At 69.0% G+C, this 16,794-nt stretch carries 17 protein-coding genes; 11 read left to right on the plus strand and 6 right to left on the minus strand.

Features of this window, described 5'->3' with window-relative positions:
- Window positions 1-25: 25 nt before the first annotated feature.
- The gene (locus BUB57_RS12470) at window positions 26-925 is read left to right on the plus strand and encodes a DMT family transporter (protein ID WP_073067485.1); all 900 of its coding nucleotides are present in this window, start codon (window positions 26-28) and stop codon (window positions 923-925) included.
- Window positions 926-987: 62 nt separating this feature from the next.
- Here the strand turns inward: BUB57_RS12470 and BUB57_RS12475 are convergent, their stop codons facing one another.
- The gene (locus tag BUB57_RS12475; RefSeq protein ID WP_073067487.1) at window positions 988-1,674 is read right to left on the minus strand and encodes an outer membrane protein; all 687 of its coding nucleotides are present in this window, start codon (window positions 1,672-1,674) and stop codon (window positions 988-990) included.
- A gap of 260 nt (window positions 1,675-1,934) precedes the next feature.
- The gene (gene gyrB, locus BUB57_RS12480) at window positions 1,935-4,373 is read right to left on the minus strand and encodes a DNA topoisomerase (ATP-hydrolyzing) subunit B (RefSeq protein ID WP_073067489.1); all 2,439 of its coding nucleotides are present in this window, start codon (window positions 4,371-4,373) and stop codon (window positions 1,935-1,937) included.
- A gap of 246 nt (window positions 4,374-4,619) precedes the next feature.
- On the opposite strand from gyrB, the gene bioB reads away from it, so the two are divergent.
- The 6 genes from bioB to BUB57_RS12510 all read left to right on the plus strand — a co-directional run bounded on the left by bioB (window position 4,620) and on the right by BUB57_RS12510 (window position 7,913).
- Complete coding sequence (bioB, locus tag BUB57_RS12485) at window positions 4,620-5,681, plus strand: biotin synthase BioB (protein ID WP_084732125.1); 1,062 nt, start codon at window positions 4,620-4,622, stop codon at window positions 5,679-5,681.
- A 224-nt stretch (window positions 5,682-5,905) separates the two neighbouring features.
- Window positions 5,906-6,256, plus strand: coding sequence for a hypothetical protein (locus BUB57_RS17145; RefSeq protein ID WP_234952072.1), 351 nt, complete (start codon window positions 5,906-5,908; stop codon window positions 6,254-6,256).
- A gap of 19 nt (window positions 6,257-6,275) precedes the next feature.
- Window positions 6,276-6,560, plus strand: coding sequence for an I78 family peptidase inhibitor (locus BUB57_RS12495; RefSeq protein ID WP_073067491.1), 285 nt, complete (start codon window positions 6,276-6,278; stop codon window positions 6,558-6,560).
- 66 nt (window positions 6,561-6,626) lie between these two features.
- Window positions 6,627-6,911 carry an I78 family peptidase inhibitor gene (locus tag BUB57_RS12500; RefSeq protein WP_073067493.1) on the plus strand — a complete coding sequence of 95 codons (285 nt, stop codon included), beginning with the start codon at window positions 6,627-6,629 and terminating at the stop codon, window positions 6,909-6,911.
- 210 nt (window positions 6,912-7,121) lie between these two features.
- Entirely contained in the window at window positions 7,122-7,457 is a 336-nt protein-coding gene (locus BUB57_RS12505; RefSeq protein ID WP_073067495.1) for a DUF2794 domain-containing protein, read from the plus strand.
- A gap of 102 nt (window positions 7,458-7,559) precedes the next feature.
- On the plus strand, window positions 7,560-7,913 hold the full coding sequence (locus tag BUB57_RS12510; protein ID WP_073067497.1) for a hypothetical protein: 354 nt from the start codon (window positions 7,560-7,562) through the stop codon (window positions 7,911-7,913).
- Here BUB57_RS12510 and BUB57_RS12515 read toward each other — a convergent pair.
- Window positions 7,910-9,775 carry an extracellular solute-binding protein gene (locus tag BUB57_RS12515; RefSeq protein WP_073067499.1) on the minus strand — a complete coding sequence of 622 codons (1,866 nt, stop codon included), beginning with the start codon at window positions 9,773-9,775 and terminating at the stop codon, window positions 7,910-7,912. The two genes, BUB57_RS12510 and BUB57_RS12515, sit on opposite strands and share 4 nt — an antisense overlap.
- Before the next feature lie 286 nt (window positions 9,776-10,061).
- On the opposite strand from BUB57_RS12515, the gene BUB57_RS12520 reads away from it, so the two are divergent.
- A complete protein-coding gene (locus BUB57_RS12520; RefSeq protein WP_073067501.1) occupies window positions 10,062-10,844 on the plus strand; it encodes a 3-hydroxybutyrate dehydrogenase in 783 nt (260 codons plus the stop codon).
- A 45-nt stretch (window positions 10,845-10,889) separates the two neighbouring features.
- Here BUB57_RS12520 and BUB57_RS12525 read toward each other — a convergent pair whose 3' ends face one another.
- The 3 genes from BUB57_RS12525 to BUB57_RS12535 are packed head-to-tail and all read right to left on the minus strand — an operon-like array spanning window position 10,890 to window position 13,358.
- Window positions 10,890-11,516 carry an ATP-binding cassette domain-containing protein gene (locus BUB57_RS12525; RefSeq protein ID WP_073067503.1) on the minus strand — a complete coding sequence of 209 codons (627 nt, stop codon included), beginning with the start codon at window positions 11,514-11,516 and terminating at the stop codon, window positions 10,890-10,892.
- Window positions 11,506-12,309 (minus strand): ABC transporter permease, encoded by an 804-nt coding sequence (locus BUB57_RS12530; RefSeq protein ID WP_234952073.1) that lies wholly within the window; start codon window positions 12,307-12,309, stop codon window positions 11,506-11,508. Before BUB57_RS12530 ends, BUB57_RS12525 begins: the two co-directional genes overlap by 11 nt.
- On the minus strand, window positions 12,306-13,358 hold the full coding sequence (locus tag BUB57_RS12535) for an ABC transporter substrate-binding protein (RefSeq protein ID WP_073067505.1): 1,053 nt from the start codon (window positions 13,356-13,358) through the stop codon (window positions 12,306-12,308). The genes BUB57_RS12530 and BUB57_RS12535 overlap by 4 nt, the downstream gene beginning before the upstream one ends.
- A gap of 170 nt (window positions 13,359-13,528) precedes the next feature.
- Between BUB57_RS12535 and BUB57_RS12540 the strand changes: the two genes are divergently transcribed.
- The 3 genes from BUB57_RS12540 to BUB57_RS12550 are packed head-to-tail and all read left to right on the plus strand — an operon-like array spanning window position 13,529 to window position 16,750.
- On the plus strand, window positions 13,529-14,266 hold the full coding sequence (locus BUB57_RS12540) for a response regulator transcription factor (protein WP_084732132.1): 738 nt from the start codon (window positions 13,529-13,531) through the stop codon (window positions 14,264-14,266).
- A gap of 16 nt (window positions 14,267-14,282) precedes the next feature.
- The gene (locus BUB57_RS12545; protein ID WP_234952074.1) at window positions 14,283-15,425 is read left to right on the plus strand and encodes an FIST N-terminal domain-containing protein; all 1,143 of its coding nucleotides are present in this window, start codon (window positions 14,283-14,285) and stop codon (window positions 15,423-15,425) included.
- Window positions 15,425-16,750, plus strand: coding sequence for an ATP-binding response regulator (locus BUB57_RS12550; RefSeq protein ID WP_073067509.1), 1,326 nt, complete (start codon window positions 15,425-15,427; stop codon window positions 16,748-16,750). Before BUB57_RS12545 ends, BUB57_RS12550 begins: the two co-directional genes overlap by 1 nt.
- Window positions 16,751-16,794 lie beyond the last annotated feature (44 nt).

Consider the following 16,794-nt stretch of genomic DNA (forward strand, 5'->3'; position numbering starts at 1 on the left):
CCGAGCCGATGACGAAAGCCCGACGATGGACCTGAAATCCGCCCTGATGGGCCTGGGCTTTGCGGCGATCTGGGCCTCGGCCTTCACCTCGACGCGGATCGCGGTGATCGAGATGCCGCCACTTCTCGCGCTGGTGATCCGCTTCGGCGCCTCGGCCGTGATCGCGATGGGGCTGGCCTGGGCGATGGGGCAGTCGCTGCGGCTGAGCCGGGCCGAGTGGCGCACGGTGATCGTGTTCGGCCTGTGCCAGAACGCGCTGTATCTGGGGCTCAACTGGACCGCGATGCAGTGGGTCGAGGCCTCGGCCGCCTCGATCATCGCCTCGATGATGCCGCTGATGGTGGCGTTTGCCGGCTGGGCGGTGCTGGGCGAGCCGCTGCGCCGGCAGGCGGCGCTGGGGCTGGTGGTGGGCGTGATCGGCGTCGTCATCATCATGAGCGTGCGGCTGTCGCAGGGAATGCATCTGGTCGGGCTGCTGATGTGCCTGGCGGCGGTGGTGGCGCTGGCGGTGGCCACGATGGCGGTGCGCAACGCCGGCGGCGGCGCCAATGTGCTGATGATCGTGGGGCTGCAGATGGCGGTGGGGGCGGCGGCGCTGGCGCTGCCCTCGGCCGTGCTGGAATGGGGCCGGCCGTGGGAATGGAGCGGGCGGCTGATCGGCGCGCTGGCCTATTCGGTGCTGGTGCCGGGGATTTTCGCCACCTTCATCTGGTTCCGGCTGGTCACCCGCATCGGGGCGGTGCGGGCGGCGGCGTTCCATTTCCTTTCGCCGCCGCTGGGCGTCGCCATCGCGGCGCTGTGGCTGGAGGAGAGCTTCGGCTGGTCGGACGTGATCGGCTCGGCCGTAGTGGCGGCGGGGATCCTGATGGTGCAGCTGGCGCGGGTGCCGCGGACCGAGGCGATTCCCGTCACCTCCGGCGGTTGAGCGAATGGAAAACGGGCCGCCGGGATGGTCCCGACGGCCCGTGGCAACGCGGACAGCCCGCTTCAGAAGCGGTAGTTCACGCCCAGCTTGATGTTGGAATGTTCGGGCGTCGCAACCGAGACCCCGCCAGAGGGCACGGTCGTCGTGGGCAGGGTCACGTCGGTCTTGCCGAAATTGGCGTATTCATATTCGCCGGTGACCGACCAGCGCTCGGACAGGCGCTTTTCCACGCCCAGCCCGATGACATAGCCGTCGGCGTCGTAATCGACGTCGGTTCCGCCGACATCATAGGTGAAATCGCCCCGCTGCCAGCCGGCGATCCCGTAAACCAGCAGGTCTTCCTGAACCAGATAGCCGGCCTTGAGCCGCAGCGCGAGCATGTGGTTGACCTTGGATTCAAAGCGGTAGCTGCCGAAATCGAAGGAATCCTTGATGCTGCCGCCGGTGATGCCCAGTTCCGGCCCGTAGACCCAGCGGTCGCGCTGCCAGGCATAGCCCAGCCGCAGCCCGAGATTGGCGCCCGACAGCTCGGCCTTGCCCAGATCCGCGCCCGGCGGGCGGTTGCCGATGCGGTCGTCGCCGCCGAACGCATAGCCCAGCGTCGCGCCGACATAGGCGCCCTGCCAGGAAGGGGCGGCGGCGACCAGCGGCTCGACCTCGATCACCGGGGCGACATAGCCGCCGGCATGGGCCGCGGAAATCGTGAAAACGGTGGCAGCGGCAGCGGCTGCGATGAACTGGATACGCACGTTGGACCTCGAGTCGAGAAATGCAGTGGTTTTCTGGCTTCCGCCTGTTAACAAATATAAAATTGCACAGAAATCGCGATTTCACAACGCCAGCGGCGCACATGCGGCGACAAAGCCGTCGCCCGCCCTGCCGACATGGCGGGGATGGGCGGGCGTTTTGCGGGCTTAAAAAGGAAAAAGTCGCGCGACTTCCGGCAACAGGTTGAATTTACGCCGGTAAAATTTCATTTATCCGCGGAAACGTTCCTGTTGCCGGAATGTCACGCGTCGAGGTTTTCCACGCTCAGCGCGTTCTGCTGGATGAAGTCGCGGCGCGGTTCCACCACGTCGCCCATCAGCTTGGTGAAGATGTCGTCGGCCTCGGCCACATCCTCGACCCGGACCTGCAGCAGGGTGCGGGCATCGGGGTCCAGCGTGGTTTCCCACAGCTGTTCGGGGTTCATCTCGCCCAGGCCCTTGTAGCGTTGCAGCGACAGGCCCTTTTCGCCCTCGGCAAAGATCGCCTCCAGCAGCGCCAGCGGGCCCGAGACCGGCTGTTCGCGGTCGCGCCGGACCAGCAGGGTGCGGCCGGCATAGATTTCGCGCAGGGCGTCGGTCATCTGGCCCAGCCGCCGGCTTTCGGCCGAGCGCAGCATCGGCCCGTCCAGCAGCCGCGATTCCTCGACCCCGCGCAGCACCCGCGACAGGCGGATGCCGCCGTCCTGGGTGGGGCGGGCGGTCCAGCCGCGTTCGTATTCCGCGGCGATCAGGTCCAGCCGCTGCGCCACCGCCGCGCCGACCCCGGCCGCATCGGCATCGACGGCACCGGGAAGCAGCGCCCCGGCGATCGCCGCCTGTTCGGTGATATGGGGCGGGTAATGGGTGGGATAGGCCTGGATGATGCGCCGGGCCAGCCGCGCCTCTTCCACGACCCGGGCCAGGTCGGCGCCGGTGATCTCTTCGCCCGAGCCGAGCCGCAACGTGGTGCCCTCGACCCCCTGCTGGATCAGGTAATCCTCAAGCGCGGCCTGGTCCTTGAGATAGACCTCGGAGCGCCCGCGCGCGACCTTATACAGCGGTGGCTGCGCGATATAGAGATGCCCGGCCTCGATCAGATCCGGCATCTGCCGGAAGAAGAAGGTCAGCAGCAGTGTGCGGATATGCGCGCCGTCCACGTCGGCATCGGTCATGATGATGATTTTGTGGTAGCGCAGCTTCGACAGGTTGAACTCGTCCCGCCCGATCCCGGTCCCCAGCGCGGTGATCAGCGTGCCGATCATGTCCGAGGACAGCATCCGGTCGAAACGCGCGCGTTCCACGTTCAGGATCTTGCCGCGCAGCGGCAGCACGGCTTGGTTCTGCCGCGCCCGCCCCTGCTTGGCAGAGCCGCCGGCCGAATCGCCCTCGACGATGAACAGCTCGGCCAGCGCCGGGTCCTTTTCCTGGCAGTCGGCCAGCTTGCCGGGCAGCGAGGCAACGTCCATCGCGGTCTTGCGGCGGGTGAGCTCGCGGGCCTTGCGCGCGGCCTCGCGCGCCAGCGCCGCCTCGACGATCTTGCCGACGATGATCCTTGCCTCGGCCGGGTTTTCCTCGAACCACTCGGACAGCTTCTCGCCTACCAGGTTCTCGACCGCCGGGCGGACTTCGCTGGACACCAGCTTGTCCTTGGTCTGGCTGGAGAACTTGGGGTCCGGCACCTTGACCGACAGCACGCAGGTAAGCCCCTCGCGCGCGTCGTCGCCGGTGAAATCGACCTTTTCCTTTTTGGCGATGCCGCTGTCCTGCGCGTATTTGGTGATCACGCGGGTCAGCGCGCCGCGGAAACCGGCCAGATGGGTGCCGCCGTCGCGCTGCGGGATGTTGTTGGTGAACGGCAGCACGTTTTCATGGTAGCTGTCGTTCCACCACATCGCGACCTCGACCCCGATGCCGCTGCGTTCGCCGGTCATGAAGATCGGCTCGGGGATCAACGCCGATTTCGAGCGGTCGAGGAAGCGCACGAACTCGCGCACCCCGCCTTCGTAGAACAGCTCGGTGCGCAGCGGCTCGGCATGGCGCTCGTCCTCGAGCAGGATGCGCACGCCCGAGTTCAGGAACGCCAGCTCGCGCAGCCGGTTTTCCAGCGTCTTGAACTGATAGTCGAGGTTCGAGAACGTCCCCGTGCCGCCATCGGCACGGCTCGAGGCCAGGAACCGCACCTCGGTGCCCTTTTCGCCCGGCTCGGCGTCGCCGACCACGCGCAGATGCTCGACCGTCTCGCCGCCTTCGAAGCGGACGAAATGTTCCTTGCCGTTGCGCCAGATCCGCAGCTCGAGCCAGTCGCTAAGCGCGTTGACCACCGACACCCCGACCCCGTGCAGGCCGCCCGAGACCTTGTAGCTGTTGGAATCGAACTTTCCGCCCGCATGCAGCTGGGTCATGATGACCTCGGCCGCGGACACGCCTTCGGTCGGGTGCATGTCCACCGGGATGCCGCGGCCGTTGTCGCGCACGGACACGCTGCTGTCGGAATGGATGGTGACGCGGACGTAATCGGCATGACCGGCCAGCGCCTCGTCGATGCCGTTGTCCACGACCTCATACACCATGTGGTGCAGACCCGATCCGTCGTCGGTGTCGCCGATATACATACCGGGCCGCTTGCGGACGGCTTCGAGGCCCTTGAGAACCTTGATGGAGTCGGCGCCGTATTCGACCGGCTGCGCGGTGGCTGCGCTCATACGTCTTGGTATCCTGCGATTGATGCGCATCATATAGAGCGCCGCCCGGGCAATGTCACGGCAAACCACAAGATTTTGCGGGTTTGCCCGGTTTGCGCGGCGGATTGCCGGAAAGGGCGGGTATTTGCCGCCCAGGTGCGGCCCGGCCGGGCGGGCGGCGCCGGGGCCGTGCGTGGACAGGTGGTTGCAACGCTGCTAACCGCCGTTGCAAACTCGCCCGGCAACATCCTGAGCTGAGAGACCGCCATGAAAGACCTCGACCCTGCCGCCGCGACCGGCCGCATCCGCTGGACCGCCGACGAGGCCCGCAAGGTGATGGAACTGCCGTTCATGGAGCTGCTGTATCTGGCGCAGTCGGTGCACCGGCAGAACTTCGATCCCAATCGCATCCAGCTGTCGCGGCTGTTGTCGATCAAGACCGGCGGCTGTCCCGAGGATTGCAGCTATTGCAGCCAGTCCGCCCGCCATGGCTCGGGGCTGTCGGCCTCGAAGCTGCTGGAAGTCGAGCGGGTGATTGCCGAGGCGAAAAAGGCCAAGGAGGCCGGGGCTACCCGCTATTGCATGGGCGCCGCCTGGCGCAGCCCGAAGGAACGCGACATGGACGCCGTGATCGCCATGGTCGAGGGCGTCAAGGCGCTGGGCATGGAAACCTGCATGACGCTGGGGATGCTGGACGCCGGGCAGGCGCGGCGGCTGAAGGACGCGGGGCTGGACTACTACAATCACAACGTCGACACCTCGGAATCGCATTATTCCAGCGTCGTGACGACGCGCAGCTATGCCGACCGGCTGGACACGCTGGCGGTGGTGCGGGGTAGCGGCATCAAGGTCTGTTCCGGCGGCATCCTGGGGCTGGGCGAGGAGCAGCAGGACCGGGTCGAGATGCTGGTGACGCTGGCCAACCTGCCCGAGCCGCCCGATTCCGTGCCGATCAACATGCTGATCGCGATTCCCGGCACCCCGCTGGAGGGCGCGGCCCCTGTCGATCCCATCGACTTCGTGCGCACCATCGCGCTGGCCCGGATCATGATGCCGCAAAGCCATGTGCGGCTTTCCGCGGGCCGCACCGGGATGTCGGACGAGATGCAGGCGCTGTGCTTCTTTGCCGGCGCGAACTCGATCTTCATGGGCGATACGCTGCTGACCGCGGCCAACCCCTCGGAGGGCCGGGACATGCAGCTGCTGGCGCGGCTGGGGATGCAGCCGATGGCGGCCTGGGAACACGCGCCGGAGGCCCCGGCCGAGGATGCGCCCGCCGCGCCGCGCCCGCGATCGCGCAAGGACATGCCGGTCCCGATCCTGCGCTGACCCGGGCGCGGGGGGCTGCTGCACCCGCACAAGTCCCGGGGTTTCAGCGGCTTGGCGGGAACGTGATCGCCAGGGAACCCGTGGCGCGGTGACATTTCCCCGGGCTTGCGCTTCAATGCGGCGACGGCTTTCCGTGCGCGCCGGCCAGGCCTATGATGCGGCCAGTTCAGACGCGCGGAACCCCGTGCCCGCTGAAGGACATTCGATTCAAGAACGGTTGCCCGATGATCAGACTGACCGCACTTGCCCTGTCCACGCTGGCGCTTGGCGCCTGCATGGCGATCCCGCTGCAGACCGCGCCCGTGGCGCAGACCGCCGCCGCCCCGGTGTTCGATCCGGCGCCGGTGCAGGTGACCGGCATCGCCGGGTTGCAGTCGCGGGAACCGGACGCCTGCCACGCCGGCAGCTATCGCCACGCGCTGGGGCAGCCGGGCACGGCCATCCCCTCGCTGGGCGTGACGCGGGACTACCGCGTCGTGGAATACCGCGGAATCGAGCCGCCCGAATACGACCCGCTGCGGATCGTGTTCCGGCTGGATGCGGCGGGCAACATCCAGAACATTGACTGCGGCTGATCGAAAGGGACCGCCTGCCATGACCATCTCTGCGAAACTCGCCCTGGCCGCGCTGCCGCTGGTAGCGCTGACCGCCTGCGTCCAGCCCGAGCCGGTGACCCCGGCGCCCGATGCCGACGCCTGCAACGCCTCGTCCCTGTCGGGGCTGATCGGGCAGCCCTCGACCGTGCTGAAGACGATGCTGCTGCCCGCGGGCACAAGGGTGATCAACCCCGGCGATGCGGTGACGATGGACTTCCGCCCCGACCGGATGAACATCGAGATCGGCACCGACGGCCGCATCGCCAAGATCGGCTGCTACTGACGCAATTCCCGCCCCTTCCCGGCAAGGCTCGGGAAGGCGCGGGCCCGCTGGACCAAGGACCGCCCCATGACCAAGCTTCCCCGACTTGCGCTGCGCGCCCTGCCCATGCTGGCACTGGCCGCCTGTATCGAGACGGCGCCGTCGCCGGCCGCCGACGACGACGATCTTTGTGGCGCCGCGGCGCTGGCGGGGCTGGTCGGCCAGCCGGCCGAGGTCGCCCGAACCATGCAATTGCCGGCGGGCACGCGGATCATCAATCCGGGCGATCCGGTGACCCGCGACCTGCGCCGCGACCGGCTGAACATCGAGATCGGCGCCGACGGCAATATCGCCCGGGTCGCCTGCTACTGACGGACCCGCTTCCGGGCGGCGCATGAACTGCCCGCGCCCGCCCGGCGTCGCCGCCGTATGGGTATTTGGACCAGAAAGAAGTCACCAAGGCGGCGCGCTTCTTTCTGGAAAAATACCCCGGGGGAGCCGCGCGCAGCGCGGCGGGGGCAGCGCCCCCATCTCTGCGTTTTGCCCGTTGATCGGGGGCCTGGCTGGTGTCACGCTGGCCCCATGACGATCCAGCCCGCCGCCCCGCCGTTTTCCGCCCCCGATGTCGTCGCCTTCGACCGGCGCGAGCTGGCGGTGATCCTGTCGCTTTACGGGCGCATGGTCGCGGCCGGAGAGTGGCGCGACTACGGCATGTCCTTCCTGCGCGACATGGCGGTGTTTTCGGTGTTCCGCCGCGCGGCGGAACATCCGCTCTACCGCATCGAAAAGCGGCCGCGGCTGCGCAATGCGCAGGGCATGTATGCGGTGGTCGGCATGGACGGGCAGATCCTGCGCCGCGGCCACGATCTGGCGGTGGTGCTGCGCGTGCTGGAGCGCAAGCTGATCCGGCCGGTCTGACGCAACCGCGCCGAAGTCGCCTGCGTCATCGGAACCCTGTTCCCTGCCGGTCGCTTGAGGCAGTAGAATAGGCCAGAGGCTCGCGATGCAGGAGACGGCAATATGAAATGGTCACATGTCCAGGCGAACTGGAGCGCCTTCTACGAGGCGATCCAGGAAAAATGGGAAGAGGTCGACGAGGCAATGCTGGACGAGATCGACGGCGACCAGCGTGCCTTTGTCCGCTATATCGCCGAAGTGACCGAGCAGGACATCTCGGAGGCCCGCGACGAGATCAAGGAATGGCTCGCCGGCGAAATTCCTGCCGATGTCGTGATGGACCCGGCGCATGACAACCACTCGATCGCGCTGTCGGGGAAATACGTCTCCGAGGGCGAGGACGAATATGCCGATGATGCCCGCTTCGGGGATGACGACGAATATCCCGACGACGGCGACAATCTGGGCCGGGTCTAGTCGGGGCGCGGGGGCTGTTCCCACCACAGATCGGGCAGGAACCCCGGCCAGTCGCCGTAGGCGGTGGGCGTGTCGGGGTAATGCAGCCTGGCGGAATGGGCGATGCGGCTGAGCGGCGAATAGCTGACCGGGATCACATAGCGCCCCGCCGTCAGCAGCCGGTCCAGCGCCCGCACCGCCGCGACATGGGTCTGATCATCGGGCGCGTTCACCGCTGCCGCGATCATCGCGTCCACCGCCGGCTCGCGCACCCCCATCCAGTTGCGCGATCCCTCTTGTCCGGCGCTGGCGCTGCCCCAGTACAGCGCCTGTTCGTTGCCCGGCGACAGCGACAGCCCGCGTTCGTACCAGGTCATGTCGAAGGCAAAGCGGTTGGTGCGCTGGATGTATTGCGCGCTGTCCAGCACCGTCACCCGCGGCACCACCCCCAGCGGCCGCAGCGCCTGCACGTAGATGTCGACGATCTGCTGCATCTCGCTGCCCGCGCGCATGGCGCTGCCGGACTGGTTGAGCAGGATTTCCGGCGCGAAGGCTGCGCCGTCGGCGTTGCGCAGCACGCCCTCCTGCACGGTCCAGCCGGCCTCTTCCAGCAACGCCACCGCCCGGCGCAGCGAATCGCGGTCCAGCATCTTTGCCGCGCCCTCGGGCAGGGCGTATCCGTTCAGCGTGCCGGGCAGCAGCTGGTCGGCAAAGGGGGCCAGCAGCTCGGCCTCGATCCCGGAGGCCGGGCCGGGGCGCATCGCCAGCTCCGAGTTGGCGAAATAGCTGGTGATCCGCGGGTCGGTGCCGCCGGTCAGCGTCGCGTTGATGAACTGGTGGTTGAAGGCGAGGATCATCGCCTCGCGCACCCGCCAGTCGCGAAACAGCGGCGAGCGGGTGTTCATCACCAGCCCCATGATCCCCGAGGGCCGGCGATGGGGGATTTCCGACTTGACCACCCGCCCGGCGGTGATGGCCGGGAAATCGTATTCGGTGGCCCATTTCACCGCGCTGGTCTCGCGCCAGACATCGACCTCGCCGGCCTTGAACGCCTGGAACATGGCGTTGGTGTCGGCGAAATAATCATAGCGGATCACGTCGAAATTATAGACGCCCCGCAGCAGCGGCAGGTCGCGGCCCCAGTAATCGGGATTGCGGCGGAAGCTGATCGAGCGGCCGGGGTCGACCCGATCGACCACATAGGCGCCGGAGCCGATCGGCACCTCGAGCCCCGAGGCGCGGAAATCCTTGCCCTCCCACTGCGCCTTCTTCAGCACCGGGCGCAGCCCCATCAGCAGCGGTAGCTCTCGGTCGGGCTCGGAAAACTCGATGCGCAGCTCGCGCTCGCCGGTCTGGATGATCGAGGCGACCTTGCCCCAGGCGCCGGCGTAGCGGGGGTGGCCCTGGGTCCCCAGCGCCTCGAACGACCAGATCACATCTTCGACCGTAACCGGGGTGCCGTCGGAAAACCGCGCCTCGGGACGCAGGGTAAAGGCGACCCAGTTGCGGTCCTCGTCAGTCTCGACGGTTTCGCACAACAGACAATAAAGCGTGAACGGCTCGTCGAGCGATCTGAGCATCAGCGGTTCGGCAATATGGACCCCTACTGCCCAAACTGGGTTGCCCTTGAGCACCCAAGGTTTGAGCGAATCGAAGCTGCCCGGTTCGGCAAAGCGAATCATCCCCCCCTTGCGGGCGTCGGGATTGGTGTAGGGCAGCTGTGCAGCGTCCGCCGGAAGGGCGGGTTTTCCAAACATTGCAAGGGCATGAGAGGGTTCCGCCGCACTTGTGAGCGGCATCCCTGCAACAGTCGCGGCCCCCAGAAAGATCACGCGCAGCATGGTCGTAATCGCGGAATCGTTAACGATTTTGAAGATTCGCATGGGGGCGCCTGTCCTGCTTCGTCCGGGTTCAGGCCCGGTTCTGTCGCAAAAGACTACCCATGCGTTCACCCTGACGCAAACTCGGCCCTTGGACTCGTGGCGGCTTGGGCGTATACCAAAGGCACTGCTCGATAGGTTTCTTGCCTGTATGAAACCTGCCTCATGACTTGCGCCCGCCTTGTGCGGGCGCCTTTTTTTTGCCCGCCCGGGTCGGCCTGCCGGTTTCTGGCGCAGCCGCCGGCGCCGCGCTATCCTGCCCCCGCAGCAACACGAAGGGGGCGTGCAGATGGTCGAGAAAATCCTGGCCGGCAAGACGGCGGTGGTGACCGGATCGAACAGCGGTATCGGGCTGGGGGTGGCGCAGGCGCTGGCCGCGGCCGGGGCGGATCTGGTGATCAACAGCTTCACCGATGCGCCCGAGGATCACGCGCTGGCCGAGAGCCTGGCCCGCGACCACGGCGTCGCCGTGCGCTATATCCAGGCCGACATGAGCAAGCCCGCCGACTGCCGCCGCCTGATTCAGCAGGCCGGGCGCTGCGATATCCTGGTGAACAACGCCGGCATCCAGCATGTCGCGCCGCTGGAAGATTTCCCGGCCGAGAAATGGGACGCCATCATCGCGATCAACCTCAACAGCGCCTTTCACACCACTGCGGTGGCGCTGCCGATGATGCGCCAGGCGGGGTGGGGGCGGGTGGTCAACATCGCCTCGGCGCATGGGCTGACGGCCTCGCCCTATAAATCCGCCTATGTGGCGGCCAAGCACGGGGTGGTGGGGCTGACCAAGGTCACGGCGCTGGAAACCGCCACCGACCCGATCACCTGCAATGCCATCTGCCCGGGCTACGTGCTGACCCCGATCGTGGAAAAGCAGATCCCCGACCAGATGAAGACCCACAACATGAGCCGCGAGGAAGTCGTCGCCAAGGTGATGCTGCAGCGCCAGCCCTCGGGCGAGTTCGCGACGGTCGAACAGATCGGCGGCACCGCGGTGTTCCTGTGCTCGGACGCCGCCGCCCAGATCACCGGCACCACGATTTCCGTGGACGGCGGCTGGACCGCGCTCTGACCCGGCCGGCGGCGTAACTGCGCCGCCATGCCCCGTCTTTGGTGCTCAAATATCCCGGGGGTGCGGGGGCAGCGCCCCCGCTTCGTCCGCGCCCAGCGTCGCCGGATTGCCGCGCAGCAGCAGCGGCTGCGCGCGCAGGAACGCGGCCTCGGCCGGGTCGTGGGTGACCAGCACCAGCCCGGCGCCGCTGTCGTCCAGCAGCCGGGCGGTCAGGTCGAGCATCCGCCCGGCGGTGTCCGCATCCAGCGAGGCGAAGGGCTCGTCCATCAGCAGGATCTGCGGGCGCGCGGCAAAGGCGCGGGCCAGCGCCAACCGCCGCTGCTGGCCCAGCGACAGCTGCCGGGGCCAGGCGGCATCGCGCCCCGCCAGACCCACTTGTGCAAGCAGCGCCCGCGCGGCCTGCGCCGTGGCGCCGGTGGGCAGGGTGATGTTCTGCAACGCCGTGCGCCAGGGTAGCAGGTTGGGTTCCTGGAACACCATCGCCAGCCGTTCCGGCACCTGCCGGCGGCCTTGGAACCGCGTGTCCAGCCCGGCGATGATCCGCATGAGTGTGGTCTTGCCAACGCCGGATGGCCCCAGCAGCGCTACCCGCTGCGCGGGCGCCAGCTCCAGCGTGATCGGCCCCAGCACCGGGCGGCCGTCGAACTGCTTTCCGGCAAGCTCAAGCCGCATCCTGCCTCCAGCGGTTGGCGCTGTCCTGCCAGGGGCGCAGGATCATCAGGTCGATCAGCAGCATCACCACGACGAAGGCCAGCGCCCAGGCCAGCACCCGCGCCACGTCGAAATTGGAAAAATGCATGTGCAGCTTGAAGCCGACCCCGTTCGAGCGGCCCAGGAACTCGACCACCAGCACGATCTTCCAGATCAGCGCGATGCCGGAACGGGCGGCGGCAGCGATGGCGGGGGCCAGCTGCGGCAGCACCACATGGCGCAGCCGCGAAAGCGGCCGCATCCCGAACACCCGCGCCATGTCGTCCAGATCGGGCGACAGCGCCCGCCCGGCCTCGCGCAGCAGCACCGCCACCACCGGGATCTTGTTCAGCGCGACCGACAGGATCGCGGCGGTCTCGTTCAGGCCGATCCAGATATAGCACAGCACGATCACCACCAGCGCGGGCAGGTTCAGCAGCACCACCAGCGTCGGGTTCAGCCAGCGGTCGGCGGTGGCGGAACGTCCCATCCACAGCCCCAGCGCGCCGCCGGCGACCATCGCCACGGCAAAGGCCGCCAGCACCCGCGCCAGAGTCATGCCGGTGTGGAACCACAGCTCGCCGCTGGCGGCCAGCGCCCACAACCGTTCCAGCACCACCATGGGCGAGGGCAGGCGCCGCGGATCGTCGCCGATCGCGGCCAGCGCCGCCCAAAGCCCCAGCACCAGCGCGGCCGAGACCAGCCCGGGCGCCAGCGCCGCCCAGCGGGGGCGCCGGGCGGGGGCGGTTGGGGCAGGTGGCGGCCGGTCGCTCAAGGCTTGGCGTCGGGGTTCGCTTCGGGTTCGGGCAGGGGCTCAGACCCAGACTCAGACGCAGGGTCCGGCGTCCAGAACAGCCCCTCGGGCAGTTCGGTCAGCCCGCCGGTCAGCTCTTCGCCGCCCAACTCGGCCATGACCGCGAACATCTGCTGCGCCGCCTTGGGGTCGACGCCGCGGCCCGAGGGGATGCCGGCGCGCCAGCGCTCGCGCAGCGCCGTAAACTCGGCGTCACCCTCGGCGTTCATGATCGGGCGCAGCGCCTCCCACGCGGAATCGTCGGTGGACAGGATGCGCTTGGCCTCGGCCGAGGCTTCCGCCAGCCCGCGCGCAGCCTGCGGGTTCGCCTGAATCCAGCTTTCGCGCAGCACATAGCCCAGCAGCGGCGTGTCGGGGTCCAGCCCCAGGTCGCGGGCCGCGGTCACCACGTCGACCAGCTCGCGCGCGCCCCTCGCCTCCATCTTGGCCTGGAAATGCCACAGGTTCACCGCCGCCGCGACCTCGCCCGATTCAAAGGCGTTGAGGATGATCGGCGCGGCGCCGAACAGCTGGCGGGTGGTGTCGGCGAGGTCGCGGCCGCCATTCCGGCCGTGCTCGCTCATCGACCAGGCGCGCAGGATCAGCCAGCTCTTGTCGACCGGGCTGCCGCCGACGCCGATGGTCTGGCCTTCGAGATCGGCGAGGCTTTGCACCGCGCTGTCGCCGGGCACCATCAGCCCGCCGACCGCGGTGGAATAGGGCAGGAACACGTAATCCGCCCCCGCCGCCCGCTGCTGCGCCACCCACAGCCAGTCCGAAACGATGCTGTCCACCTCGGCCCCGTGCATCGCCACATGGGTCGCGGGGTTGCCGGCCAGCGCCAGCAGCTTCAGCGAAAACCCGTGGGCGCGGTCCAGCCCGCGCGAGCGGATGGTTTCCAGCTCCCATGTCACGGTGCCGCCTTCCAGCGTGCCGACGGTGAGTTCGGGCAGCGGCTCTTCAGCGGCGGCGGGCAGCGAAAACCCCAGGGCCAGGCAGGCGGACAGGGCGATGCGGCGCAGCGGGATCATGGCGGAACCTCCGGCGGGTGGCGGCGGGACCAGCGTGGCAGCATCCCGCCGGGCTGGCAATCACCGGGGCAGTCTATACCGGCAAGCGGCTTGCGCGACGGGGCTTTGGTCGTAGACTGGGGGCACCAGGATGCGGCCCGGTGTCGCATCTTTGGTGGGAGGACGACATCATGACCACACCCATCCGGGCACCGGCGGCCGGGGCCGAAGGCGCCGAGCCCGCCGTAACCCCAGCCGCGCCGCGCCGTTCCGCCGATCAGGTGCAGGACATCCTGATCGTGGACGACCACCCGCTGATGTGCGACGCGCTGGCGCTGACGCTCAAGATCAGCTTCGGGCGCAAGACCGTGCGCACCGCCCGCAGCCTGGCCGCCGCGATCGAGCAGATCCGCACCCACGGCGCCCCCGACGCGGTGATCCTGGACCTGAACCTGCCCGACGCCCGCGGGGCCGAGGGCATCGTGACCCTGCGCCGGCAGCTGCCGGGCGTGCCGATCACCATGATCTCGGCTGATCTGGAAAACGCGATGATCTCGGCCGCGATGGCGGCGGGGGCGCAGGGCTATATCGCCAAGTCGCTGGGCCGCGAGGCGCTGGTCGACAGCCTGCGCCGCATGTGGGAGGGCGAGCGCGTCACCCCCGAGGGCTACGAGCCCGAGGCCGCCGGGTCGGAAGAGGACGCCCGCGCCGAGCTGGCCCGCCGCTTTGCCACGCTGACGCCGCAGCAGATGAAGATCCTGCGGCTGATCTGCCAGGGCAAGGCGAACAAGGAAATCAGCTACGAGCTGTCCATCGCCGAGGCCACGGTCAAGACCCACATCACCGCGATCATGTCCAAGATCAACGCCCGCCGCCGCACCCAGGCGGTGCTGCTGGCCAACAGCGCCCGCCTGTTCGAGCCGGGCTGACGTGGCGGAAACCTCGTTGGAGGACGCGGGGCCGGGCGGTTCGCAGGCGCCGGTGGCGCTGAGCGTGGCGGCAGAGGATGCCGCCGGCGCCGACACGCTGGTCGCGGGGCTGGCGGAATGCGACCCGGCGCTGGTGCTGCTGTTCGGCTCGCCCCGCGCCGCGCTGGGGCCGATCGCGCAGCGGCTGGGCGACCGGCTGGCGGGGGTGCGGATCGCCGGCTGTTCCTCGGCCGGAGAGATCGGCGCCGCGGGGTATCAGCGCGACACCGTGGTCGCCGTCGGGTTTCCGCGCAGCTCGTTCCGGGTGGGCGCGGTGGCGCTGCGCAATCAGCGATTGATCCCGGTGTCGGCCTGGCTGTCGCAGCTGCGCCAGCTGCGCGACGAGTTTCCGCCCCGCCCCGGCTGGTCGCAATTCGGCATCCTGCTGGCCGACGGCAGCGCAAGCCAGGAGGATGTGCTGGTTACCGCGCTGGATGCGGCGCTGCCGGATGTGCCGGTGGTCGGCGGCTCGGCCGGCGAAGGGGTGGATTTCGGGCAGAGCTGCCAGATCCTCGACGGGGCGGTGATCCCCGGCGCCGCGATCTTCGTGCTGGTGGAAACCAGCCTGGCGGTGTCCGAGGTCAGCTTTGCCCATTTCACCCCCACCGAGAAACGCGCGGTGGTCACCAGCGCCGACCCCGGCGGGCGGGTGATCCACGAACTGAACGCCGAGCCGGCGGCGCAGGAATATGCGCGGCTGGCGGGGCTGGACCCGGCGCGGCTGGGCCGGGCCGATTTCGCCCGCCATCCGCTGCTGCTGAAGACCGGGCGCCGCCACCATGTCCGCGCGATCAGCGGCGTGGGGCAGGGCGGCGCTCTGCAGCTGATGTCGGCGGTGGAGACCGGCGCGGTGCTGACGCTGGGGCAGGCCGGCGACGTGACCGCCGGTTTCGCCGACACGCTGGACGCGCTGCCGCGGCTGCCGCTGATGGTGCTGGGCTTCGACTGCATCCTGCGCCGGCTGGCGGTCGAGCAGGCCGGCATGACCGGCGCCATGGCCGAGCTGTTCGACCGCTACCGCATCTTCGGCTTCAACACCTTCGGCGAGCAGCTGGGTGCGATGCATGTCAACCAGACCTTCGTCGGGCTGGCGCTGATGGAACCGGACCCTGCCGCCTGATGCTGACCCGCGACGAAGACCCCGCCCGCCGCGCCGCAAGGCTGGAACGCATCGTCTCGGTGCTGATCGACCGGGTGGACCGGCTGGAAGAACGGCGCGGCTCGGCCTGGTCGATGTTCCAGGCGGCCGTCGCGCTGGAACAAGAGGCGCTGGCCCGCACCCGCGACCTGGAACAGGCGCTGGCCGACCTGTCGGAAAAGAACCGCGACCTGGCCGTGGCCCGCGCCGCCGCGGAAGAGGCCAACCGCTCGAAGACCCGCTTCCTGCGTGCGGCCAGCCACGATCTGCTGCAACCGCTGTCGGCGGCGCGGCTGTTCCTGTCGGCGCTGTCGGATACAGAACTGGACCCGTTGCAGCAGGAACTGGCCGGGCGGCTGGCCGGCGCCTTCGAATCGGTCGAGGAACTGATGCACGCGGTGCTCGACATCAGCCGGCTGGACAGCCAGCGCATCGAGTTCCACCGCAAGCCTGTCGAGCTGGACGCGCTGTTCCGGCGGCTGGGCGCGGAATACGCGCCCATGGCCGAGGCCGCGGGGCTGCGGCTGAGCTTTGTCCCGACCTCGGCGGTGGTGGACAGCGACCCGACCTTTCTGCGCCGGATCGCGCAGAACCTGGTCTCGAACGCGATCAAATATACCGAGACCGGCGGGGTGGTGGTGGGGGTGCGCCGCCGGGCCGGGCTGGTCTGGCTGGAAATCCACGACAGCGGCGTCGGCATCGGCGAAGCCGACCGCGCCCGCATCTTCGACGAGTTCCAGCGCGCCGTGCGCGAGGGCGGGCCGCAGGGGATGGGGCTGGGCCTGTCCATCGTGCGCCGCGCCTGCGCCAAGCTGGGCCACCCGCTCGAGGTCGCGGCCCGGCCCCGCGGCGGCACGGTGTTCCGCGTCGGGCTGGCCCCGGCAGCGCCGGGCGGGGCCGAGAACGGCTTTCGCCAGGTGGCGCTGCACGGGCTGCGTGCCCGGGTGGCGCTGATCGTCGAAAACGACGCGGCGATGCGGCGGGGGTATGAGCTGATGCTGGGCGACCGGCTGGGCATGGTGGTGCGCGCCGCCGGCGGCATCGCCGAGGCGCTGGCGGCGATGGGGCAGGATGATCCGCCCGACGTGATCCTGGCCGACTACAACCTGGACAATGGCGACACCGGCATCGGCGCCATCGAGGCGCTGCGCGCCGCCGCCGGCCAGCATATCCCCGCGGTGATGGTGACGGCGCAGCGCGGCCCCGGCCCGGCCCGCGCCAGCGCCGCGCTGGGGGTGCCGCTGGTCGAAAAGCCGGTGCGTGCCGACGAGCTGGGCGCGATCCTGCTGCGCGCCATCTCATCCTGATGGCCGAGGCGGGGCGGCCCGGGGTTGGCAGGCGCCGCCGCCCC

The sequence above is a fragment of the Paracoccus solventivorans genome (assembly GCF_900142875.1).
GTDB classification, from domain to species: Bacteria; Pseudomonadota; Alphaproteobacteria; order Rhodobacterales; family Rhodobacteraceae; genus Paracoccus; species Paracoccus solventivorans.

Bases quoted from the DNA above. Each gene is read 5' to 3' on its own strand.
- BUB57_RS12470 (WP_073067485.1), top strand. From the start codon at position 26: ATGGACCTGAAATCCGCCCTGATGGGCCTGGGCTTTGCGGCGATCTGG.
- gyrB (WP_073067489.1), bottom strand. From the start codon at position 4,373: ATGAGCGCAGCCACCGCGCAGCCGGTCGAATACGGCGCCGACTCCATC.
- bioB (WP_084732125.1), top strand. From the start codon at position 4,620: ATGAAAGACCTCGACCCTGCCGCCGCGACCGGCCGCATCCGCTGGACC.
- BUB57_RS17145 (WP_234952072.1), top strand. From the start codon at position 5,906: ATGATCAGACTGACCGCACTTGCCCTGTCCACGCTGGCGCTTGGCGCC.
- BUB57_RS12495 (WP_073067491.1), top strand. From the start codon at position 6,276: ATGACCATCTCTGCGAAACTCGCCCTGGCCGCGCTGCCGCTGGTAGCG.
- BUB57_RS12500 (WP_073067493.1), top strand. From the start codon at position 6,627: ATGACCAAGCTTCCCCGACTTGCGCTGCGCGCCCTGCCCATGCTGGCA.
- BUB57_RS12505 (WP_073067495.1), top strand. From the start codon at position 7,122: ATGACGATCCAGCCCGCCGCCCCGCCGTTTTCCGCCCCCGATGTCGTC.
- BUB57_RS12510 (WP_073067497.1), top strand. From the start codon at position 7,560: ATGAAATGGTCACATGTCCAGGCGAACTGGAGCGCCTTCTACGAGGCG.
- BUB57_RS12515 (WP_073067499.1), bottom strand. From the start codon at position 9,775: ATGCGAATCTTCAAAATCGTTAACGATTCCGCGATTACGACCATGCTG.
- BUB57_RS12520 (WP_073067501.1), top strand. From the start codon at position 10,062: ATGGTCGAGAAAATCCTGGCCGGCAAGACGGCGGTGGTGACCGGATCG.
- BUB57_RS12525 (WP_073067503.1), bottom strand. From the start codon at position 11,516: ATGCGGCTTGAGCTTGCCGGAAAGCAGTTCGACGGCCGCCCGGTGCTG.
- BUB57_RS12535 (WP_073067505.1), bottom strand. From the start codon at position 13,358: ATGATCCCGCTGCGCCGCATCGCCCTGTCCGCCTGCCTGGCCCTGGGG.
- BUB57_RS12540 (WP_084732132.1), top strand. From the start codon at position 13,529: ATGACCACACCCATCCGGGCACCGGCGGCCGGGGCCGAAGGCGCCGAG.
- BUB57_RS12550 (WP_073067509.1), top strand. From the start codon at position 15,425: ATGCTGACCCGCGACGAAGACCCCGCCCGCCGCGCCGCAAGGCTGGAA.